The following is a 21,786-nucleotide window of genomic DNA, read 5'->3' as shown; positions in this document are numbered from 1 at the left end:
CGGAACCACGCCCTCACCACCACTGCCCGCACCCCGCCGACCCGCGACACCAGCACCAGCACCAGCACCAGCCTCGGGAGACCCTTCGTCCATCGTCATCCCGGCACCTTCAACCGCACCGCGAAGCCTTCCTGTTCCGGCCCTGCCTCCAGCGAGCCGCCCAGCAGCTCGGCGCGCTCGCGCATCCCCAGCAGACCGTACCCGGCTCCGGAAGCCGCGAGTTCGCCCGGCGAACCGCCCGAGTCCCGCACGTCCAGCGTCACCTCCCCCTCCCCGTACTCAAGGAGGACCGTCACCTTGGCCCCCCGCGCGTGCTTGCGCACGTTCGTCAACGCCTCCTGAGCCACTCGGCGCACCGCCTGGGACGCCTCCGCCGTCAGATCCCGCCGCTCCCCCGTGACCGCCACCGACGCCCGGTCCGACGCCACCAGTTCCCGTAGGAAGTCCTCCACCGGCGTCATCTCACCACGCAGCGCGGACAGCGCCTGCCGGGTCTCGGCCAGTCCTTCCGAAGCCATCGACCGGGCCGCCACCACACGTCCGAGGATCTGCTGCCGGTCACCGCCCCCCTCGATCAGCAGCCGGGCCGCCTCCAGGTGGACGAGCTGGGCGGACAGGCTGTGCGCCAGCACGTCGTGGATCTCCCGGGCGATCCGCCCCCGCTCGGCCAGCGCCGCCGACTCGGCCTCGGCGACGCGTGCCGCACGCTCCTGGGCCAGCAACTGCTGGGCGTTCCCCCGAGCTTCCGCGTCCAGTCGCAGCACGTACCCGGCGAGGGCGATCCCCGCGGTGACAGCCGCCGTCGTCGGCCAGGGGTCCTCGTTCACCAGGGCGAACGCCCCGAGTGCCGCCCCGGTCGCGATCACAGCCGCTCCCAGGGGCAACCGCTCCATCGACATGACGGCGGCGGCGCACCACAGCACAGTCGCCGGAAGGTCGAAGCCGGTCGCATGGGCCGCGACGCCCACCGCCAGGACAAGGCCAAGCGATCCCAGCGACAGCCACAGCCGCTGCCCCAGCGTGGCGCGGAAGTACACCACGAGGGATGTCCCGCAGACGATCATGGCGACCAGCCCCAGCGCGATCCCCCAGCCCGGGATCCCGCTTCGGAAGAGGGTGCTCCAGAGCAGCAGACCGACGAACACCGCGCGCACGAGCCTGCTGAGCAGCCGCCGGGGGCGCGTCATCCTCTCGCTGGACAGGGCCTCTCGCGACGGCCACCGTGTCCAGGTGTCAAGCATGGCGGACACCCCGTTCCCACGGGGAGCCCCGTCGCCGGCGGGGTCCGTCCCCATCAGTGCGGGCATTTCGTCACCGTACGCCGCCGGCCAGGGCCGGCGCCGGGCGCAGGGCCTGGGCCCGCAGTTCCAGGATGCCCGCGCGCACCAGCAGCGACGCGGCGAGGGCGACCAGGAGCGCGCCGGTGCCCTGATGGATGCCGATGAGGAGGCCTGTCCCCATGAGCCCGAGCCGGGCGGCTATGCCGACGACCCAGACGACGGCGGTGGACTTGGTGCCGCGGGTCCACACGGAGCCGTCCTGCTCGGTCCAGACCCGGCTGGTCCAGGCCCAGGCGGCGCCCATCAGCAGCCCCACGACGATCTCACCGCCGAGCAGCACGAGGGAGGCCGTCTCGTGCCGGGTGTCGATGACACCGGAGCCCCTGAGGCCGACGTAGCCGAGCACGGCAGGGATCAGCCACCAGCGCTTGGAGCCGGTCATGCGCTGCGGCTGTGTCTGGCGTCTGACGACGAGAACGACTGCGGCAAGGATCAGCAGCGCGTTGGCGAACCCGGACATCACGGCCTCCGATGGCGTGCGCGGACGAAGAAGAGCGATGAAGAAGTACGCCTTCGACGCTACGGAATCAGCCTGGTCAGAGGATCGGAGCGGGGGTGGATCATGGGTGGATCAGGTGTCTCCACCCATGGGTGGAGACACCTGCCAGGAAGGCCTCCGGCCGCACAGACGCGGGTGCCCCGTGTGCGCTGGGCGCCCTGACAGGACGCGCCCAGCGCACACGGGGCACTCAGACGTTCAAGGACGCGCTCATGGGTCAGACACGCGTCCGCACGGACCTCACGCGTCGATGCGCGAACGGTCCAGGGTCGCCGCCGAGCTCGTGATGAATTCCTTGCGCGGCGCGACCTCGTTTCCCATGAGCAGGTCGAAGACCTGCTCCGCCGACTCGAGGTCGGAGATGTTGATCCGGCGCAGGGTGCGGTAGCGGGGGTCCATCGTCGTCTCGGCCAGCTGGTCGGCGTCCATCTCGCCCAGACCCTTGTAGCGCTGGATGGAGTCCTTGTACCGCACGCCCTTGCGCTCGAACTCGAGGAGGGTGTCGCGCAGCTCGCGGTCCGAGTACGTGTAGACGTACTTGTCCTGGCCCTTCTTGGGCTGGATCAGCTCGATCCGGTGCAGCGGCGGCACGGCGGCGAACACACGGCCCGCCTCGACCATGGGCCGCATGTAGCGCTGGAACAGGGTCAGGAGCAGGATGCGGATGTGCGCGCCGTCGACATCGGCGTCGACCAGCAGGATGATCTTGCCGTAGCGCGCCGCGTCGATGTCGAAGGTCCGACCGGACCCGGCTCCTATGACCTGGATGATCGCGCCGCACTCGGCGTTCTTGAGCATGTCCGAGACCGAGGCCTTCTGGACATTGAGGATCTTGCCGCGGATGGGCAGCAGGGCCTGGAACTCGGAGTTCCGGGCGAGCTTGGCGGTGCCGAGGGCGGAGTCTCCCTCGACGATGAACAGCTCACTGCGGTCGACGTCGTCGCTGCGGCAGTCGGCGAGCTTCGCGGGCAGCGAGGAGGACTCCAGGGCGGTCTTCCGGCGCTGGGCGTCCTTGTGCTGGCGGGCCGCGATGCGTGTGCGGGCGGCGGCGACGGCCTTCTCCATCACGGAGCGCGCCTGCGCCTTGGCGTCACGCTTGGTAGAGGTCAGGAACGCCTTGAGCTCCTTGGCGATGACGTTGGCGACGATGCGGTTGGCCGCCGACGTGCCGAGGACCTCCTTCGTCTGCCCTTCGAACTGCGGCTCCGCGAGGCGCACGGTGACGACGGCGGTGAGGCCTTCCAGGGCGTCGTCCTTGACGATGTCGTCCTCGGCGACGCGCAGCAGCTTCTGCGCGCGCAGCGCCTCGTTCATCGTCTTCGTGAGCGACCGCTCGAAGCCGGTCACATGTGTGCCGCCCTTGGGGGTGGCGATGATGTTGACGAAGGACCTGACCGTCGTGTCGTATCCGGTGCCCCAGCGCAGCGCGACGTCCACGCCGAGCTCCCGCGTGACCTCGGTCGGCGTCATCTGGCCGTGGTCGTCGAGGACGGGCACGGTCTCCTTGAAGGTGCCCTGGCCGGAGAAGCGGAGGACGTCGCAGACGGCCTTGTCCTGCGCCAGGTACTCGCAGAACTCGCTGATTCCGCCGTCGAAGCGGAAGGATTCCTCGCCCTTCGTGCCGCCCTCGCCGAGGCCGAACTCGTCCCGCACGACGATCGTCAGCCCAGGCACCAGGAAGGCGGTCTGGCGTGCGCGCTGGTGCAGGTTCTCCAGGCTGAGCCTGGCGTCCTTGAGGAAGATCTGGCGGTCGGCCCAGTAGCGCACGCGCGTGCCGGTGCGGGTCTTGGGGATCTTCTTGACCTTGCTCAGCCGTGCCGCCGGGTCGAACGCCGCGTCCGCGCCGGGCTTCGCGAAGGCTCCGGGGACACCCCGCCGGAAGCTGATGGCGTGCGTGTGCCCGGCGCGGTCCACCTCGACGTCCAGACGGGCCGAGAGGGCGTTCACCACGGAGGCGCCCACACCGTGCAGGCCGCCGGAGGCCGCGTACGAACCGCCGCCGAACTTGCCGCCCGCGTGCAGCTTGGTCATGACGACCTCGACTCCGGAGAGCCCGGTCTTGGGCTCGACGTCGACCGGGATGCCGCGGCCGTTGTCCCGGACCTCCACGGAGGCGTCGTCGTGGAGGATGACCTCGATGTGGTCGCAGTACCCGCCCAGGGCCTCGTCGACGGAGTTGTCGATGATCTCCCAGAGGCAGTGCATCAGACCGCGGCTGTCCGTCGACCCGATGTACATGCCCGGACGCTTGCGGACGGCTTCGAGCCCCTCCAGGACGAGAAGGTGCCGCGCGGTGTAGTTGGAACCGTCCCGGTCTGCTCCGGTCAGCAACGCTGTGGACGGCACGGACGTCTCGGCGGTCACGCGGTTCGCTCCTCGCTGAATTTCAAGGGAGGCCCTTTGGGGTAAGGGCCCGGCTTCTACTGCCCGTCAGAGGGTACCGAGGCCTGGTAGAGCCGTTGTCACGCCACCCTCGACTCGGCCCAGACTAGTCCAGAAGCGTACGCGTGTTCGATCGCTCGATGGAGTGAAGCACACATCACGTTCCCTTCCAGGCATGAACCATTTAGGCTCCGGGCACGTCCTCATGAACAACCGGCAAGCCAGCCGGCGAGGACCTGACCTGACAGACAGCGCGAAACCGTACGACAGCAATACGGCACATTCGCCGCCAACCGGCAGCAGACAGCCACCCCGAATGAAAAATTCGAGGAAAAGCCACGAGCGGGAACGTTTTCGGCCTGGTTGGATGTTGACCCTGGTACGACAGCTCGTCGAGCTAGAGAAGAGGCGACGTGACTACTGTTCTGACCCCCGCGAGCCCCCTGACGGCCGCTGACCGCTGCGACCGCTGCGGCGCACAGGCGTACCTGCGCGTCGTCCTGTTGAGCGGCGGTGAACTGCTCTTCTGCGCCCACCACGGTCGCAAGTTCGAGCCGGAACTCAAGAAGATCGCCGCCGAGATACAGGATGAGACGGAGCGCCTGACCGCTGTGCCGGCCAGCTCATCCGAAGAGGAACGCTGAAGCCTCGCACAACGACGAGCGAGCGCCGGACCACCAGACCGGCGACCGGGCGGCTGCCCCTGTAACCCCAGGGGCAGCCGCCCGCTCACGTTCCCCAGGACGCCCGACAGCCCGCGCTCCCCGGCCGACCGGCCCCCCGTGCCGTACTGGCGCCCCCGGAGCGCGTACGGGCCGCCCAGAGCCCCGCACGGCCTCGTCCGCCCGGAGCCCGGGGCTCTAGGCCCCGCACGGCCCGTCCGCTCACTGGCCCTGGTCCATGGCCCGCACGACGTCCGAGATCCGCGTGTACACCCCCGGGCTGCCCGCCCGGCCGCAGCCGTCCCCCCACGACACCAGGCCGATGAGCCGCCCCCGCGCGACCATCGGCCCACCGCTGTCGCCCTGGCAGGCGTCCCGGCCCCCCTGGGGCTCCCCCGCGCACACCATGGAGGCGCGCGTGTACGTGCCGTCAGCACTGCCGGGGTACGCCTCCTCGCACACCTTGTCCGCGAGGACCGTGACCTGGGCGGCGCGCAGCGACCGGGCGTAGTCGCCCCGCCCCGTGGTGTCACCCCAGCCGTACACGGTGGCGCTCGTACCGGGGTCGTAGGCGGCGTCTCCGGCGCGCGCCGTCCCGATCACATGGCTCTGCGGCAGCGGCTGCGCCAGGGTCAGCACCGCGAAGTCACCGGCGTTGGTGTAGCTGTCGTAGTCGCGGTTGACCCGCACGCGGCTCACGGAGATCTCGCTGCCCGCGTTCGTGGCCAGGTCCTCACGGTCGGCGATGACCTTCAGGTCCCGTACCTCACCGAGGGGCACACCGAGGACTTCCTCGCGCATGCAGTGCGCCGCGGTGAGGACCGTGGAGCGCGCGATCGCGACACCGCCGCAGAACTGGCCCGACCTCGTACCCCCGAACCGGTCACGGCTCGCGAGGGCCACCGTCCAGGGACTGTCGGCCACCCGCACCGGCTGGCCCCCGATGATGACGCTGTCGGCCTCGGCGGGGGCCGTGGCCGCCAGGGGCAGCGTGGCTGCCGCTGCCCCCAGGACCAGCGCTGACGCCAGCGATCGGGCGATGGGACGACGCATGCGATCTCCTCACTCCGGGTTGCAATCGCACACCCAGAGTCAGCTACCGTCCCATGCCCCGCACGTGCGCCACGCGGGCAGGCGAAAGGCCCGGAGTCCCGTGCGGGTCTCCGGGCCTTTCTGTGGCACTGTGCCGCGGCTCAGTCCAGGTAGTCGCGCAGGACCTGCGAGCGCGACGGGTGGCGCAGCTTCGACATCGTCTTCGACTCGATCTGGCGGATGCGCTCGCGCGTCACTCCGTAGACCTTGCCGATCTCGTCGAGGGTCTTCGGCTGACCGTCGGTGAGACCGAATCGCATGGAGACGACGCCCGCCTCGCGCTCCGACAGGGTGTCGAGCACGGAGTGGAGCTGCTCCTGGAGGAGCGTGAAGCTGACCGCGTCCGCCGGGACGACGGCTTCGGAGTCCTCGATGAGGTCACCGAACTCGCTGTCGCCGTCCTCGCCCAGCGGCGTGTGCAGGGAGATGGGCTCGCGGCCGTACTTCTGGACCTCGATGACCTTCTCCGGGGTCATGTCGAGTTCCTTGGCCAGCTCCTCCGGGGTGGGCTCGCGGCCCAGGTCCTGGAGCATCTGGCGCTGCACGCGCGCGAGCTTGTTGATGACCTCGACCATGTGCACCGGGATACGGATGGTGCGGGCCTGGTCGGCCATGGCGCGGGTGATGGCCTGACGGATCCACCAGGTGGCGTACGTGGAGAACTTGTAGCCCTTGGTGTAGTCGAACTTCTCGACCGCGCGGATCAGACCGAGGTTGCCCTCCTGGATGAGGTCCAGGAAGAGCATGCCGCGGCCGGTGTAGCGCTTGGCCAGGGAGACCACGAGGCGGAGGTTGGCCTCCAGGAGGTGGTTCTTGGCGCGGCGGCCGTCCTCGGCGATGATCTCCAGCTCGCGCTTGAGCTTCGGCGCGAGCTTGTCCGCGTTGGCCAGCTTGTCCTCGGCGAACAGGCCCGCCTCGATGCGCTTGGCGAGCTCGACCTCCTGCTCGGCGTTGAGCAGGGGGACCTTGCCGATCTGCTTCAGGTAGTCCTTGACCGGGTCGGCGGTGGCACCCGCGGCGGCGACCTGCTGTGCGGGCGCGTCGTCCTCGTCCTCGTCGGAGAGCACGAAGCCCTGCGCGCCCTCCTCCGCGGGCTCGCCCTCGCCGGGCTTGCCGGCGGCGGGCGTCTCCTCGGTGGCCTCCTCGTCCAGGAGCTCACCGGCTTCCTTCTTGGAGGTGGTCTTCTTGGCCGCCGTCTTCTTGGCGGTGGTCTTCTTGGCGACGGCCTTCTTGGCGGTCGTCTTCTTGGCAGCGGCCTTCTTGGCCGTACCGTCCTCGGCGGCTTCGGCGGTGACCGGCTTCTCGGGCGCGGCCGCGGTGGTGGCCGGCTTCGCCGTGGCGGTCTTGGCCGCGACCGTCTTGGTCGCGGTGCGCTTGGCCGGGCTCTTCGCTGCGACGCTCTTGCGGGGGCGCTTCGGCTCCGCGGCACTGACCATCAGCGTCACACCCTCTTCCTCGAGGATCTGGTTGAGGCTGCGCAGAACGTTCTTCCACTGAGTGGCCGGGATCTGGTCAGCTTCGAAGGCACGACGAACGTCGTCGCCGGCGATCTGCCCATCAGCCTTTCCCCGCTCGATGAGCGCCATGACAGAGACGGATTCGGCGATCTCCGGCGGGAGCGTACGGGATGTGCTGGCCGACACGAACAACCTCTCGGAACGTTGGAAAACGGCTTCCGGCCCCGTCCACTGTGGACCGGAGCCGACGACCGACGGCTGGGGATTTGGGCCGACGGCGCGGGCGGGACCGTGGAGCTCGGACAGCGCCGTGAACGACGGCTGTATTCCCTCCTCGGCTATCACCTCTTAGGTCATCGCGCTGTTCGTAGGAGCGTTACGCCCAATCTACGTGGCCCGAGTCACACCCCATAAGCGCTCAAAAGCAGCTAGATGCGGCCAGAAGCGACGAGAGTTCCGTCATCCTCCAGTCGGATGCGCACGTCGGGTTCGTCGTGATGCGCATCCGTCGGCGCCCATACGGTCGCATCAACATTCCTTGTCACGCATCAACATCCTTCGACGTCCGTCAGCGTCCGTCGGCGTACCTGGGGTGTTCGCCGACAGCGTCTCTCCGTGTACGTCAGCGTCCGTCGGCCCGGACTGCGACGCCACCCGGGCGCCTGGGCTCGCGGCCGCCGTCCGCCTACGAAGTCATCGCCTTTCCCCTGAGTACGAAGTCATCGTCTGCCCTCCGATCCCTCGTGTCATCCCCCGCCGCTGCCGCCGGACCCGCCCTGCCCCTGAGGGAGTGCGGGAGTCCGGCGACGCGGGCGGCGGCGTGAGGCAGCGAAACGATGCTGCGGGGGCGGGCACGGGCTGCCGTGCTGACGCGGGAGGGGTCAGTGCTCCCGGGGAGCGGGTACCACGCGCTCCACTTCCGGGTGGACGGTGAGCAGCTGCCGCATGGCGGACTCGGCACCGGCTCCGTCGCCCGCGGCGAGGGCGTCGACGATCCGGGAGTGGTGCACCAGGGAGGCCTCGGTCGGGCGGTCACAGCCGGTGACGGGCCCTCCGGAGACGTGGAGTGCGGCGGAGACGATGCCGGAGAGGTGCTCCAGCATGCGGTTGCCCGCGACCTGGATGAGCAGCGAGTGGAACTCGGCGTCCGCGCGGGAGAAGGTGATCGAGTCACCCTGGGCCAGCGCGTGGCCCATGATCTCCACCATGTCGGCGAGGCGCTGCTGCACCTCCTCGCGGCCGTGTCCGGCGGCGAGGCGGGCCGCCAGGGGCTCGATCGTCCAGCGCAGCTCACTGAGTTCGCGCCTCTGGTCGTCGCGCTGCGGGCCGAACGCCCGCCATTCGATGATGTCCGGGTCGAGCAGGTTCCAGTCGCTGACCGGGCGGACGCGCGTGCCGACGTTCGGGCGGGCGCTGACGAGGCCTTTGGCCTCCAGTACGCGCAGCGATTCACGGACGACGGTGCGGGAGACCTCGAACCGCTGGCCGATCTCCTCCGGGACCAGTGGCCGGTCGGCTCCGAGGTCTCCGGAGACGATCATCTGGCCCAGCTGCTGGACCAGTTGGCCATGCAGCCCGCGGCCGCGGTTGCCTGCGGCTCGTCGGCCCACGCGGCCCAGGTCCTGGTCCGCGCCGTCCCACACGGGGGCGACCACGCGGTCGGCGCCGGGAGCCTCCGCGTAGGGGTAGCGGTCGAGTTCGCCCGCCGGACCGGCGAGGCCGGCGTCTGCGGAGCGGGCGGTGGTCATCATGGTGTGCGCAAGGGTACTCACGGATGAGTTGTCGGCTTGGCCCTCAAGTCCCTTGAGGTCTTTGGTGAAAAGCACACGAAAGGGTGATCGCTTACCTCGCTCCAATTGACGCGTTATCGGAAAGAAGTGGCCGCCGCCCGGAGAGTTGCGCGCAACGCAGGAACGAAAGGCAGCAGATTGCGGTCAGCTCGCTCTGTTCCGCGTCGCGGTGAGCAGATAAGCGCAGAGCAGGGCGGTGACGGACAACGCCAGTGCACCGCCCACGGGTTGGGCCACCATCCGGAGCCCCCCGGCCAGATACCGCTCGACTCCGAAGGGCCATTCCACGAGTGCGAGCTGCCGCAAACGCCCTGGCAGACCGACCGCCGATCGCACAGACGGGCCCGCCAGCCCCTTTTGTACGAGGGGTACGACGACAATCGGAACGGCGACGACAGCGGCGAGCCCAGCGGTGGTGGACCGGAACACACCGGCCGCCAGAACCCCCGCCCAAGCGCAGCCGATCATAAAAGTGATCCAACTCGTACTCGCGGAAAGCCAGTCAGCGGGAACTTCGGTGAGCTCCGGTCCGTATACGAGGTGGAGGACGGCGGCGTCGCAGCCCACGGTGAGCGCTGCCAGAAGCAGAGCGGTGACCGCGGCGACCGTGAGTTTCGCGGCGAGCAGACCGAGACGGCGCGGGACGGTGCCTCGGTCCGCGGCGAGGGCGGGGTGGCGGAACTCCTCGCCGAAGGCGAGTGCGCCGAGAAGTCCGGCGCCAAGGGCCGCGGGCGGCAGCGGAAGTTCGGTGGGCCAGGCCGCGAGCAGCCGGGGCTGCGGTGTGTGGCCCGTGCGGCCGAGGAAGACGCACAGCAGTGCCGATACGGCGAGGACGGCGGCCACCGTGAGGTATCCGGTGCCGATTCCGGTGGCGCGGCACAGTTCGTAGCGCAGGGGGCGCAGGGGGCTGCGAGCCGCGTGGACGGCGATGGGGGGTGGCAGGGGGGACACGGGGGGTGGTGAGGGCTGGGGTGGGGCTGGGGACGGGGATGCGTGCGGGGTCTGGGGGTGGGGCTTCGGTGATGTCCGTGTGAGGGTCAGGTCGACGGGTGGCTCGCCGCCGTCCAGTGGGCGGAGCGGGACGAGCGGGTGGAGTGGGGTGAGCCGGGGCGGGGGCTCGGCGGGGCGTCCGGGCTCACCCCTGGCCTCGTACCGGGGCCCACTCATTGGCTCGTCCCGGGGCTCGCCCTTGGGCTCGTCCCGCGGCTTGTCCTTTGGCTCGCTCCAGGGCTCGGCGACGGGCGACCCGGCTCTCAGGGCGGGCTCCGCCTCTGCGCCTGGCTCCGCCGGAGTTTTGTGCTCGGGCTCCGTGTCGCGCCGGACCGGGTCGGCGTACTTCCGCTCGTCGGGCAGAAGTTGAGCCGTCGGTGCCGGTTCCGGTGAGGTCACGGGCGGGAGGGTGACGGTAGACGGGTCGGTGACGTCTGGCGGGGCGGTGTCAGCATCACGCGGGTTATACGGAGTGCTCCCAGCGGGTACGCCGGGCGCGTGCTCCGGCGCCGCCACCTCGGGCTCCGTCTCAGGAGCCCACCCACGACCAGCCGACGCCCCTGCGTCCCCGATCTCGTCCGCGAGGTGATGAACGAGAATGCCGTGCCGGAACGCGGTCTCGCCCACGTCCGCGCAGGTGCTGCCGTACACCGAAAGTCTGTTGCCGTCCTCCTCCACCACCTCCACGGGCCTGCGGCGTGCCCGTGCCTCCTTCGTCAGCAGGGCGGCCAAGCGCGCGGCATGCGGTGTGCGGACGGCCACGCGGGGGCGCAGTCGAGTGCGGGCGAACTCCCCCGCCTCCTGGTCGGCGGTGACGCGTCCGGCTTCGAGCGTGACGACCCGATCGGCGGTTCGCGCGGCCTCCTTGGAGTCGCTGGTGGAGTACAGGACGGTGCCGCCTCGGGCCGCGTGCGCCCGCAGGAAGCCGTGCAGCCAGGCACCCTCCCGGGCGGAAAGGCCATCGGCGGGACCGTCCAGGACGAGCGTGTGCGGGTCGGCGAGCAAGGCGCAGGCCAGTGCGAGCCTGCGGTCCATGCCCCGCGAGAGGGTGCCGAGCGGCTGTCCGCGAAGGCTGACGAGCCCCACGGCCTCCAGTACGTCGTCGGCACGCAGCACGGGCACACCGACAGCGGCGCAGAGCATCCGCAGGTGGCCCCGCACCGAGCGGGCCGGATGACCTGGCACTTCACCGAGCAGCACACCCACTTCCCGGGAGGGATGGGCGATACGATGCAGGGGACGGCCTCTGAAGTAGGTGACCCCGCGGCCCTGTTGGAGTTCGAGCATCAACCTGAGCACCGTCGTCTTGCCCGCGCCGGCCGCGCCGAGCAGCGCGGTGACACGGCCCGTGCGCGCCTCGAAGGACACGTCGTCGACAGCGGGCGGGAGGTCCTTGCGACTCTTGCTGGTCAGTCCGATGGCCTGGATCATCGCTTCTCTCGCGGGATGTGCGACCGCTCGACGGCCGGGGCGAGTCCGCCGAATCGGGGACGGACGAACCCCGTGGGTACCGCAGCAAGATAACGCGACATTTCCGGCTTTTCGCTCAGGGCGTGGGCCGCGGGTGTCAACCGCGGTGCCCGAGGCGCCGAATGACACACCCCGACCGCGCAGCCAGGCGCGGCACTAAGCGATCGAGAGGTGCCCTCAGACGTCCGGGCGCAGCATCGGCGGGTTGAGGAGCGTGGCGCCGCCTGCCCGGAAGAGCTGCGCGGGCCGCCCGCCCTGGCGGGTCGTCGTGCCGCCGGTGGGGACGAGGAAGCCCGGCGTGCCCGTCACCTTGCGGTGGAAATTGCGCGGGTCGAGCGCCACACCCCACACGGCTTCGTAGACCCGGCGCAGTTCACCGACCGTGAACTCGGGCGGGCAGAACGCCGTGGCCAGGGAGGAGTATTCGATCTTCGAACGGGCGCGCTCCACTCCGTCGGAGAGGATCTGCGCGTGGTCGAACGCGAGGGGCGTCGCCTGTTCCCCCTCGCGGCCGTACCCGCCCTGGGCGAGCAGAGCGTCGACCGGCGCCCAGCGCGCGCTGTTCGCGTCACCGCCCGCCCTGGGCGCGGGCAGGTCGGGTGCGAGCGCGAGGTGCGCGACGCTGACCACCCGCATGCGCGGATCGCGCTTGGGATCGCCGTAGGTGGCCAGCTGCTCCAAGTGCGCCCCATTGGCCTGAACCGGGCTGTCAGGATCATGGGCGCACAGCCCCGTCTCCTCGATCAGTTCCCGCGCCGCCGCAGACGACAGGTCCTCATCGGGCCGCACGAACCCGCCGGGCAGCGCCCAACGTCCCTGGAACGGTGACTCACCGCGACGCACGGCCAGCGCGCACAGCGCGTGGCGACGCACGGTCAGCACGACCAGATCGACGGTGACAGCAAAGGGCGGGAAGGCCGACGGGTCGTAGGGCGACATGCCGCGATCATAGTCGTCTGCCTGACGATAAACACCTCCTACGCCATCTCCCGCAACATCTACTTCCGGCCCCGATTCCTGGCATCCGCGCCCATGGCCCGCTACACCCTCCGCACCGCCGCCCAGCGCTCTCACACCCCCAACTGCAGCCGGTCGGCCGCTTCCTCGACCATGGCGAGCCCGAGCCTGCTCACCCGGACCGAGAACGGGGCTTCCGCGACCCGCAGCCCCGTCAGCCCGAGCTCGCCCAGCGGGGCGCTGCGGATGGGGTTCAGCGTGACCGTGCCCGCAGGGGCGTCCGGGCGGATTCCGGCGAGCACCGTCAGGAGCTGTACCCCGGCTGCCGCGGTCATCGCCGCCGGGCGGCACGCCGCAGGGTGCGGCAGCGGCGCGCCGCCCTCCGCGCGTTGCTCGCTCGCGTACATCTCGGGCAGTCGGTGGCCGAAGGTCTCGGCCGCGGCGAGCACTCCGCGCAGCAGCGACCCCGCTTCCTTCTCGTAGCCCGCAGCGGCGAGCCCCGCGACCGCGACGGCCGTCTCGTGCACACGCACCGCTCCGCTCCGGTGCCCGAACAGGTTGTACGCGGCCTCCTTCACTCCCATGCTCCGCAGCCCCCAGCCCGAGTCCATGGCGGGGCCGCCGAACAGCCTGGCGACCTGTTCCGTCTGCACCTTGTCGAGCAGGCCGGGAGCGAGCGCCCCGGACCCGAGCAGCCCTGTGTCCAGGAGGTGGGCCGCGCTCCCGGTGAGGTACGGAACCAGTCGGCCGTCTGGCCACCGCGCCGCCGCAGGCCTGCCACCCGCCCGGTCCGCCGCCCAGAACTCTCTGCGGAACCGGGCACGCAGTCGCCCCGCCCACTCCCTCAGCTCGCCACCGCCCGCACGTCCATGGGCGTCGAGCAGGTCGGCGCCGAGCAGCGCCGCACGGTGGGCGTGGGCCTGGGTCTCGCAGCGGGCAGGACCGCCGGGGTGGGGGTCCGGGAGGAAATCGCTGTCGTCGACAGCACCGAGGAGCCACCGCAGGCACCGCTCCGCGGGCGACAGCAACTCCTCCACGTCCGCCTCCGGTGTCCCCCAGCGCCAGGCCTCGGCCAGGAGCACGGGGAACAGGAGCGTGGCTTCGATGCCCGTGCAGCCGGGAGGCAGCAGTGGTCCCGCGTTGCGCATCGGACCAGGGATCATTCCTGCCCGCGTCCCCGGTGTGCCGATCTGGCTGCGGGCGAGGGTGCGCAGCGTACCGACGGCGAGCCTGGTACCGAGCGGCAGGGCCATCCGGGCGGCCATGAGCGCCTCGGCGGGTGCGAGGCCGCACCGCCAGGGCGCCCCGGCTGCCACGTACACATCGGTCGGATACGCGGGATCCCGCAGCAACAGCGCCCTCAGGTCCGCCGTGGACGTCTCCAGGAGCCGCCCCACCGTCGGCTCGTCGCCGACCGCCCGGGCCGGTGACAGCGGGCTGCTCGCACCGTGCCCCACCGGGCGCACCGGCCCACCACCGTCCGGGCGGACCCGCAGCTCCACGCTCTGGCTGCCTCCCGGCGGCAGCTGCATTTCCCAGCGGAGCAGCCCGGCGGAGGCCAGCGCGTCCTTGGGTGCTGGGACGGCGGTGACCACGCAGTGGCCCTTGCCCGACGACCAGCGCATGCCGGAGTCGTGCACGCTGGCCGGCAGTTCCGGGCCGGCTCTGCCCGAGGCGACCGCGCCCAGTTCCGCGAGGTCCGTGCCGAGCGACACTTCGACGGGCAGCCTGAGAGGACGGCTGGCCGCGCTGTGCAGGGTGATCCGCTCCGTGCCGTCGGCGTGCCGGGTCCGCTCCACGACGACGTCCGGATCCGGCCCGCCTTCGGTGGACGGCAGAACAGTGGCCACGAAGCGGGCGCTGTCGGCCGAGAGCATCCGTGCCTGCACCGCGACCGGTTCCCGTCCGGCCACCCGCACCTGGCAGCGCGACAGCATGCGCCGCCCCGAGCGGTAGAACCCTTCGAGCCCACGGCCGTTCAGTTGCCCTTGGTCGGTGGACACCGCCAACGCCGGCAGCGCGACACAGACCAGCGAGGCGTGCACGGGCGGCAGCGCGCCTGGGCGGCGTGAAACGGGAGCGGGGGCCTGTCCGACGGGTGGGCGCCGGGCAGCGGTGGCGGGCAGGCGGATGCTGTTGTCCTGCCCGCCGTCGGATCTCTTGGGCCTGCCGGAGAGACCGGACAGGCCGGAGGCGGGAGACGGGGCGGGAACGTGCATGGGGCGGCCTCTTCTGCGTTGTCTGCGCTGCGGAGACTCGGTCGCGGTGCAGCGGCGCGACCCGGACGTGGGTACCGCCACTCAGGTGAACGGGCCCGGGCCGCCCCAAGTCACGCACGCGCCACAGGAAGCCGCCCATACGGCGGCGCACCGCCGCGACCGCCGCCGCGGCTCGCGCCCACACAGGTCGCCGCCCGCGGCGCCCGTCTCCCGAGTTCACCTGCCGTTCCTCCTCTCACGCCGGCCCGCGGGCCGGCGGTGCCGCGGCCCCGCCCCCGCGCTGCCGCCCGGACGCGTCCCACGGGTGGTGGAGCAGCGAGCACGACGTCGGGCAGGGGACGTCGAGCCGACGCTTGCGTCAGCCCTGGGTTCTCCTCCCGCCACAGCGTCGGAAGCCACGTCGGCGCCGGCGCCTGATCCCGCGGTGGAAGTGGTGGAAGCGGCGGGAGTTGCGGGAGCGGAGGCCGAGACAGTTGCGCCAGCGGGGGCCGGAGTGGACGTGCTCAACCGATCCGCATCTCCCGGAAGTTCGGTTCCTCCCGGAAGTTCAGTCCCTCCGGGAAGCTCGGGAAGCTCGTCGAGGGCACCCGCAATACCCGCACCACCCCGACCGTCTGCCAGGTCGCCGATCGGGACTCCCGAGTCGATCGGAACCTCCGCGCCGACCGAGGCCTCCAGGTCGATGAGTTCCTCCGGGGCGAGCGGGATCTCGGGGTCGTCCGACTCACGCTCGGCCCGCTCGCGGCGCAGCACGCGGCGAATCGGCTCCGGGTCCTCGTCCGCGCCGCAGGCGGGGTAGAGCAGCAGCGCGAAGGTGTAGTGCGGGTCGGCTTTGAGCGCCATGGTCAACGCCTCCTGGCCCTCGATGAGGTCGCCCAGAGACCAGGCGACCCAACCGGCCAGGGCCAGTGGCGCCGCCGCGTGCTCGTGGAAGGGGCCGACACAGCGGCGTGCGAGCGCCCGCCAGAGCCTGAGAGCGGGTTTCGCTTCTGCTCCCTCCATCCACTCCGCCGCCCGGTCCCGGGTCGTGCGGTCCTGGATGCCGAGGATCAGGGCAGCGGCCTCGTCATGGGCCAGCAGCTCGTCGTCCTGGAGATCCGCGGCCAGCGGGTCGCCCTTCGCGGGCGCCTCAGTGAGACGAGCCATGACGCGACGGGCGAGGTCGATCGTCTCGTCGGAGACTTCGGCGTGGCCACCCTCGTCCAGAATCCTGGGCACGAGCGCGATGGCCGCCCCGTGCAGCGCGCTCTCCTGAGCAGCTGCGGCGTCGGTTCGCCAAGGCGTGAGTCGCGCTCGCAGCTTCCCCTGGTCGAGGCCCACAAGACGGCCCGAATACGCGGTGGCCGCCGCCAGGACCGACGTGCCCGCAGGAAGCAGCCGCGTCCCCTCCGCCGGGCAGCACCGCTGGTCAGGGCAGCAGTACGTCCAGAAGCGCCCGTCCGAGATACAGACGACCTCCAGAACCGGGACGTCGAGACTGCCGCAGGCGGTCCGCAGAGCCTGAGCCAGCGGCCGCAAGCGCTCCACGACCTGCCGCCCGGAGTTTCCGGAGGCGCCCTCTGCCTCTCCTCGGCCGGACGGCCCGGATCCTCGGCCGGACAGCCCGGAGGTGTCCCCCGCGGACCCTCCCGGCTCCTTGCAGAGAAAGGCGACGACGCCGTCCGGTCGGGCATCGCGCCGTTCGCAGCCGCTCACGAGACACTGCGCGAGTTGCTCCGCGACGGCCGGCCAGTCCTCCGCGCGCGTCGGAATACCGAGGCGCGCCCTGCCGCCGAACCGTCCGCTGCGGCCGTGCAGTGCGATGAGGACGACGCTGTTCTCGGGCCTGAAGCCGAGCAAGTACGGCAAGGCGTCGGCCAGTTCGGCGGGAGTGCGCAGGGTGACCACGGACTCGGCGACGGAGTCCGCGCTTGCACCTTCGACGGGCGCTTCGGTCGACCCCCCGGTCGGGCCGTCGATCGGATCGGCTGATTCGCTGTGATTCGTCATGCGCCGACTCTGCACCGGATTCCATCATTCCGGTTGACCCTGTGGATAACCATGATCAGGGGCACCTCAAGAGTTATCCACAGACTGGCGGACTCGTTCGCCCGATGTCGTACCCATCAGGTTGCATGGGGCCATGAGCAACGAAGACCTGCGCACGGCGGCCGACGCCGTCCTCGCCCGCCTCGTCGGCGGCCCCTCCCCCGATTCCGGCGGGGCGCCGCCGGGCGGCCCTCGGCTGCGCGAGGACCAGTGGCGCGCGATCGAGGCGCTGGTCGCCGAGAAGCGCCGAGCGCTCGTCGTGCAGCGAACGGGCTGGGGCAAGTCCGCCGTGTACTTCGTCGCGACGGCACTGCTGAGGGAGCGGGGCAGCGGCCCCACCGTGATCGTCTCTCCGCTGCTCGCGCTCATGCGGAATCAGGTGGAGTCGGCCGAGCGCGCCGGAATCCGCGCCCGCACGATCAACTCGTCCAACACGGAAGAGTGGGACACCATCCAGGCCGAGGTGGCGGCGGGCGAGGTGGACGTCCTGCTGGTGAGCCCGGAGCGGCTCAACAATCCGGACTTCCGCGATCAGGTCCTGCCGAAGCTGGCCGCGGCCACGGGCCTGCTCGTGGTCGACGAGGCCCACTGCATCTCGGACTGGGGACACGACTTCCGCCCCGACTACCGCAGGCTGCGCACCATGCTGGCCGACCTTCCGCCCGGCGTCCCGGTCCTGGCCACGACGGCGACGGCCAACGCCCGCGTGACGGCCGACGTCGCCGACCAGCTCGGCACCGGCGGCGGATCGGACGCCCTCGTCCTGCGCGGCGCGCTCGACCGGGAGAGTCTGAGCCTCGCCGTGCTCCAACTGCCCAACGCGGCACACCGGCTGGCCTGGCTCGCCGACCACCTCGACGAGCTTCCGGGCTCCGGGATCATCTACACCCTCACCGTGGCCGCCGCCGAGGAAGTGACGGCGTACCTGCGCCATCGCGGGCACACCGTCACCTCGTACACCGGCAAGACGGAGAACGCGGACCGGCAGCAAGCTGAGGAGGACCTGCTCGCCAACCGGGTCAAGGCCCTCGTCGCGACCTCCGCGCTGGGGATGGGCTTCGACAAGCCGGACCTCGGCTTCGTCGTCCACCTCGGCTCGCCGTCCTCACCGATCGCCTACTACCAGCAGGTGGGCCGAGCGGGCCGCGGCGTCGCCCACGCGGAAGTCCTGCTGCTTCCGGGCAAGGAGGACACGGCGATCTGGAACTACTTCGCCTCGCTCGCCTTCCCACCGGAGGAGCAGGTGCGGCGCACCCTGGACGTGCTGGCGCAGGCCGACCGCCCCATGTCGCTTCCGGCCCTTGAGCCTCTCGTCGAGCTGCGCAGGTCACGCCTCGAGACGATGCTCAAGGTCCTCGACGTCGACGGCGCGGTCCGGCGTGTCCAGGGAGGCTGGATCTCCACGGGCAGGCCGTGGACGTACGACACCGAGCGCTACGCCTGGGTGGCCAAGCAGCGGCAGGCGGAGCAGCAGGCCATGCGGGAGTACGCGACCACGACCGGCTGCCGCATGGAGTTCCTGCGGCGTCAGCTCGACGACGAGGAGGCCGCGCCGTGCGGGCGCTGCGACAACTGCGCGGGCGGGCGGTTCAGCGACAACGTGTCGTCCGCGGCGCTGGAGACGGCTCGCGGTGAGCTCGCCCGCCCGGGTGTCGAGGTCGAGCCGAGGAAGATGTGGCCCACAGGTCTTGCGGCCGTGGGGATGACGTTGAAGGGACGCATCCCGGCCGGTGAACTGGCCGCACCCGGGCGGGCCCTGGGCCGGCTGTCGGACATCGGTTGGGGCAATCGACTGCGGCCGATGCTCGCGCCCCAGGCTCCGGACGGGCCAGTTCCGGACGATGTGGCGAAGGCCGTCGTGGATGTGCTGGCCGACTGGGCGAAGGGGCCGGGCGGCTGGGCCTCGAAAAGCTCCGACGCGGGGCCGCGTCCGGTGGGAGTGGTGACCATGGCCTCGCGCTCGAAGCCGCAGCTGATCCAGTCCCTGGGCGCGCGGATCGCGGAGATCGGGCGCCTGCCGCTGCTCGGCTCCCTGGAGTACGCCGACGGGGCCGAGACCGCGCACGTGCCGAGGAGCAACAGCGCCCAGCGGCTGCGAGCCCTGGACGGCACACTGACCCTGCCGCCCGCGCTGGCCTCGGCCCTCCAGGAGGCGGACGGGCCCGTGCTCCTGGTGGACGACTCGACGGAGACCGGCTGGACGCTCGCCGTGGGAGCGCGGATGCTGCGCCGAGCCGGAGCCAAGGGGGTGTTGCCGCTGGTCCTGGCCGTACAGGGGTGAATCGGGCTTGGGTGAGGGACGCTCTGGGCAGGGATATGCGAGACGTATCACCGGATACAGGGCGACGGCTTCAATTGCTCGTTGCCGCAAGCCAGTACGACGGGAAGAATTGGAAGCGCTCCCGCGTGGCCCCCGTGGTCCAGTAGGGCTCTGCCGCGGTGCGCCCCAGTCCGACGCCGCCCTCTGCAGGGGCGTGTAGCCGAAGGGAGGATCGTGACCTTCGGATTCACTCCGTCCACAGCGGCATCGACGACGGATCCATCGGCCGCCGCCGCGATACCCGATCCCGCTCAGTCGCCCACCCGTCTGCTCGAGCCCGCCGAGTGGTCGGCCGCCGAGATCCCGCTGCTTCGCAACCCTCGCGAGGTCGTCAGTGGCCTGCACGCCCGCCACCGGCCCACTCCGGCCACGGCGGTGGTCGCCGTCCTCGACCAGGAGGAGCGGGTCAGGGCGTCCGCGTCGTTCGCGAGGCGGTCGAGCGTGGCCGACGGCTGGGTGTTCCGCAACGCCCTGCTCGCGCAGTTGCGCCGGGTCATCCCGCACGATCTGCGCCGCCGCACCCCGGTGCGTACGGCTGTGTTGCTCTACTGCCGGGACGGGGACGGGCTGTGGACGCAGGAGGACGGCGCGTGGATGTGGGGGCTGCGGGACGCGTGCACGCTGCACGGGCTGCGCTGCGGGGCGTACATCACGCTGACCCGGGAGGGCTGGCAGGTGCTCGGCGAAGGCCGCGCGGGCCGTCGGCCGAGCGCCGGTTCGCGTCCTGAGGACCTCGCCGAGGTCGAGACGCCTCCGCCGCGCATGGGTGGCGTGGCGTCGGAGTTGTTACGTCGCGTCGCCGCTCGCTGAGACGTCGTAGGGGCCTGCCCCAGGGCGGGACGAGTAGGTGCCGCCGGACGCCGCCTCGAACCGAGCGCCTTCGCCTCTCCCTGCACCCGCTACCGCCGCAGGCAACCCACGACGCAGGCGCCAGCCGACACCCAGCACCCAGCACCCAGCACCCAGCACCAACGAGATCACACGCGCCGCAACCACATGCGCCGCACCAGCCTCACGCTTCACATGCGTGTGCAGCACGTGGCCACGCAGGTGGCCGCAGCCCAGCGCGATGTGGCGCGTGGCGCCGCGGCGCGAGGCCGCGGCGTGGCCCACCGGACGGGAGCGTCAGACGCCCGCGCCCAGCATCGCGTTGATCCGCTGCGGGTCGCCGCAGACGACCAGCAGGGTTCCGGCCCGGGTGAGCGCCGTCGGCAGGGCCGCGACGGCGACCTCTTCGCTGCCGCCGTTCAGGGCCACGACGACCACGGGACGAGCCTTGGCACGGGGCAGGGCGGCGGCGTCGGCGTAGAAGACGTCGTCGCCGGCGTCGTGCTGGGCCCAGTAGGCGTCGTCGCCGAAGGACAGCTCGTGCGTCGCCCACGGGTGCGGTTCGCCGGTGGTGATCACCAGGACGTCACCCGGGGCGCGGCCCGAGTCGAGCAGCAGGTCGACGGCTTCCTCGGCGGCGTCCAGCGCACCCTCGACCGAGGCCGGGATCAGCTGGATCTGCGGGAGCGCCGCGGCGGTGTCGACGGCGGAAGCTTCGGGGGCAGCCGGAGCCGTGGGCTCCGGCGTGGGGGCCAGGGCGGTGGGCCCGGGCTTGACGGCCGATTCGCGCGTCGCGCGCTGCGCGGGCGGCGTCGGCCGTGCGGGACCCGGACGTCCGGGCCGCGGCGGCGCCGCGGGACGCGGGCCGGGTACGGGGCGGGGGGTCGGCGCGGTACGGCTGCTGGCCGGCGTGGCGCGGGGACCCTGGGCACTCTCGTGAATCTGAGGCTCCTCGGGAATGAGAGGCATGCGTTGTTGTCTATCAAACGCCGACGCGACACGCGTCGGCGGGTGGCACATGAGTGCGACCGGAACTGCGGAAAACATCAGAAGTCAAAGCCGAGCTGGCCCTCGATTTCCGGAACGTTTCCCTCCGCCCAGCTGCGGGCTTTCTTGAGATGCCGCCACTGGGGCAGCGCATCAAGATACGCCCACGTAAGCCGGTGGTAGGGGGTGGGCCCCCGTTCCGCCAGCGCGGCCTTGTGCACCGGCGACGGATAACCGGCGTTGGCCGCAAAACCGAAGTCTGCATGTTCGATGCCCAGTTCGGCCATCATTTTGTCGCGCCGAACCTTGGCGATCACCGACGCGGCGGCGACGGCCACGCAGGACTGGTCGCCCTTGATGACCGTGCGGACCCGCCACGGCGCCCCGAGGTAGTCGTGCTTCCCGTCGAGAATGACCGCCTCCGGACGGACCGGAAGGGCCTCGAGAGCCCGGACCGCGGCCAGCCGCAGCGCGGCCGTCATGCCCAGGTCGTCGATCTCCTCGTGCGAGGCGTGACCGAGGGCGTGCGCCGTGACCCAGCCCTCCAGCTCGTCGGCGAGCTCGGCTCGCCGCTTGGGGCTGATCAGCTTGGAGTCGGTGAGCCCTGCGGGCGGCCTGCGCAGTCCCGTCACCGCCGCACAGACAGTGACCGGTCCCGCCCACGCCCCGCGTCCGACTTCGTCGACACCGGCGACGATCTTCGCTCCGGTGGTGGCGCGCAGGGAGCGCTCGACAGTGTGGGTGGGTGCTTCGTACGGCATGGCG

At 71.2% G+C, this 21,786-nt stretch carries 15 protein-coding genes; 3 read left to right on the top strand and 12 right to left on the bottom strand.

All coding sequences use genetic code 11. The features are described from left to right. Positions 1-95 precede the first annotated feature (95 nt). The 3 genes from AB6L24_RS34760 to AB6L24_RS34750 form a co-directional block, all read right to left on the bottom strand. A complete protein-coding gene (locus AB6L24_RS34760) occupies positions 96-1,187 on the bottom strand; it encodes a sensor histidine kinase (RefSeq protein ID WP_405662064.1) in 1,092 nt (363 codons plus the stop codon). A 124-nt stretch (positions 1,188-1,311) separates the two neighbouring features. Then, positions 1,312-1,800, bottom strand: a complete 489-nt coding sequence (locus tag AB6L24_RS34755; protein ID WP_405662062.1) for a DUF1453 domain-containing protein — start codon at positions 1,798-1,800, stop codon at positions 1,312-1,314. Positions 1,801-2,079: 279 nt separating this feature from the next. Continuing rightward, a complete protein-coding gene (locus AB6L24_RS34750; RefSeq protein WP_405662059.1) occupies positions 2,080-4,203 on the bottom strand; it encodes a type IIA DNA topoisomerase subunit B in 2,124 nt (707 codons plus the stop codon). Between the two features lie 431 nt (positions 4,204-4,634). On the opposite strand from AB6L24_RS34750, the gene AB6L24_RS34745 reads away from it, so the two are divergent. After that, the gene (locus AB6L24_RS34745) at positions 4,635-4,865 is read left to right on the top strand and encodes a hypothetical protein (protein ID WP_030357361.1); all 231 of its coding nucleotides are present in this window, start codon (positions 4,635-4,637) and stop codon (positions 4,863-4,865) included. Between the two features lie 240 nt (positions 4,866-5,105). On the opposite strand, the gene AB6L24_RS34740 is transcribed toward AB6L24_RS34745, so the two are convergent. The 7 genes from AB6L24_RS34740 to AB6L24_RS34710 all read right to left on the bottom strand — a co-directional run bounded on the left by AB6L24_RS34740 (position 5,106) and on the right by AB6L24_RS34710 (position 16,847). After that, complete coding sequence (locus AB6L24_RS34740; protein WP_405662057.1) at positions 5,106-5,936, bottom strand: S1 family serine peptidase; 831 nt, start codon at positions 5,934-5,936, stop codon at positions 5,106-5,108. A gap of 140 nt (positions 5,937-6,076) precedes the next feature. Next, positions 6,077-7,624: an RNA polymerase sigma factor gene (locus AB6L24_RS34735; protein WP_405662054.1), complete on the bottom strand. Its 1,548-nt coding sequence runs from the start codon at positions 7,622-7,624 to the stop codon at positions 6,077-6,079. A 689-nt stretch (positions 7,625-8,313) separates the two neighbouring features. Further along, a complete protein-coding gene (locus AB6L24_RS34730; RefSeq protein WP_078619518.1) occupies positions 8,314-9,204 on the bottom strand; it encodes a FadR/GntR family transcriptional regulator in 891 nt (296 codons plus the stop codon). A gap of 162 nt (positions 9,205-9,366) precedes the next feature. Next, positions 9,367-11,643, bottom strand: a complete 2,277-nt coding sequence (locus AB6L24_RS34725; RefSeq protein WP_405662052.1) for an ATP-binding cassette domain-containing protein — start codon at positions 11,641-11,643, stop codon at positions 9,367-9,369. A gap of 216 nt (positions 11,644-11,859) precedes the next feature. Continuing rightward, positions 11,860-12,621 (bottom strand): NUDIX domain-containing protein, encoded by a 762-nt coding sequence (locus AB6L24_RS34720; RefSeq protein ID WP_030362786.1) that lies wholly within the window; start codon positions 12,619-12,621, stop codon positions 11,860-11,862. A gap of 131 nt (positions 12,622-12,752) precedes the next feature. Continuing rightward, on the bottom strand, positions 12,753-14,858 hold the full coding sequence (locus AB6L24_RS34715) for a glycogen debranching N-terminal domain-containing protein (RefSeq protein WP_405662050.1): 2,106 nt from the start codon (positions 14,856-14,858) through the stop codon (positions 12,753-12,755). 216 nt (positions 14,859-15,074) lie between these two features. Beyond that, positions 15,075-16,847, bottom strand: a complete 1,773-nt coding sequence (locus AB6L24_RS34710) for a DUF4192 domain-containing protein (protein WP_405662048.1) — start codon at positions 16,845-16,847, stop codon at positions 15,075-15,077. A 133-nt stretch (positions 16,848-16,980) separates the two neighbouring features. On the opposite strand from AB6L24_RS34710, the gene AB6L24_RS34705 reads away from it, so the two are divergent. Together AB6L24_RS34705 and AB6L24_RS34700 are read left to right on the top strand one after the other, a co-directional pair. Beyond that, a complete protein-coding gene (locus AB6L24_RS34705; RefSeq protein ID WP_405662046.1) occupies positions 16,981-19,167 on the top strand; it encodes a RecQ family ATP-dependent DNA helicase in 2,187 nt (728 codons plus the stop codon). A 213-nt stretch (positions 19,168-19,380) separates the two neighbouring features. Continuing rightward, positions 19,381-20,016 carry a hypothetical protein gene (locus tag AB6L24_RS34700; protein ID WP_405662044.1) on the top strand — a complete coding sequence of 212 codons (636 nt, stop codon included), beginning with the start codon at positions 19,381-19,383 and terminating at the stop codon, positions 20,014-20,016. A gap of 315 nt (positions 20,017-20,331) precedes the next feature. On the opposite strand, the gene AB6L24_RS34695 is transcribed toward AB6L24_RS34700, so the two are convergent. After that, on the bottom strand, positions 20,332-21,003 hold the full coding sequence (locus AB6L24_RS34695) for a hypothetical protein (protein WP_405662042.1): 672 nt from the start codon (positions 21,001-21,003) through the stop codon (positions 20,332-20,334). A 77-nt stretch (positions 21,004-21,080) separates the two neighbouring features. Next, the gene (locus tag AB6L24_RS34690) at positions 21,081-21,782 is read right to left on the bottom strand and encodes a ribonuclease HII (protein WP_030362792.1); all 702 of its coding nucleotides are present in this window, start codon (positions 21,780-21,782) and stop codon (positions 21,081-21,083) included. Positions 21,783-21,786: the final 4 nt, after the last annotated feature.

The organism is Streptomyces sp. RK9, from assembly GCF_045070545.1.
In the GTDB taxonomy this organism is placed as follows: domain Bacteria; phylum Actinomycetota; class Actinomycetes; order Streptomycetales; family Streptomycetaceae; genus Streptomyces; species Streptomyces alboflavus.
Note: the sequence above shows the minus strand (reverse complement) of the source record. Positions and strands in the feature narration are given on the sequence as shown.

Excerpts from the sequence above, each read along its gene's own strand:
- AB6L24_RS34760 (WP_405662064.1), bottom strand. The coding sequence starts at position 1,187 with ATGACGCGCCCCCGGCGGCTGCTCAGCAGGCTCGTGCGCGCGGTGTTC.
- AB6L24_RS34755 (WP_405662062.1), bottom strand. The coding sequence starts at position 1,800 with ATGTCCGGGTTCGCCAACGCGCTGCTGATCCTTGCCGCAGTCGTTCTC.
- AB6L24_RS34740 (WP_405662057.1), bottom strand. The coding sequence starts at position 5,936 with ATGCGTCGTCCCATCGCCCGATCGCTGGCGTCAGCGCTGGTCCTGGGG.
- AB6L24_RS34725 (WP_405662052.1), bottom strand. The coding sequence starts at position 11,643 with ATGATCCAGGCCATCGGACTGACCAGCAAGAGTCGCAAGGACCTCCCG.
- AB6L24_RS34720 (WP_030362786.1), bottom strand. The coding sequence starts at position 12,621 with ATGTCGCCCTACGACCCGTCGGCCTTCCCGCCCTTTGCTGTCACCGTC.
- AB6L24_RS34715 (WP_405662050.1), bottom strand. The coding sequence starts at position 14,858 with ATGCACGTTCCCGCCCCGTCTCCCGCCTCCGGCCTGTCCGGTCTCTCC.
- AB6L24_RS34710 (WP_405662048.1), bottom strand. The coding sequence starts at position 16,847 with ATGACGAATCACAGCGAATCAGCCGATCCGATCGACGGCCCGACCGGG.
- AB6L24_RS34705 (WP_405662046.1), top strand. The coding sequence starts at position 16,981 with ATGAGCAACGAAGACCTGCGCACGGCGGCCGACGCCGTCCTCGCCCGC.
- AB6L24_RS34695 (WP_405662042.1), bottom strand. The coding sequence starts at position 21,003 with ATGCCTCTCATTCCCGAGGAGCCTCAGATTCACGAGAGTGCCCAGGGT.
- AB6L24_RS34690 (WP_030362792.1), bottom strand. The coding sequence starts at position 21,782 with ATGCCGTACGAAGCACCCACCCACACTGTCGAGCGCTCCCTGCGCGCC.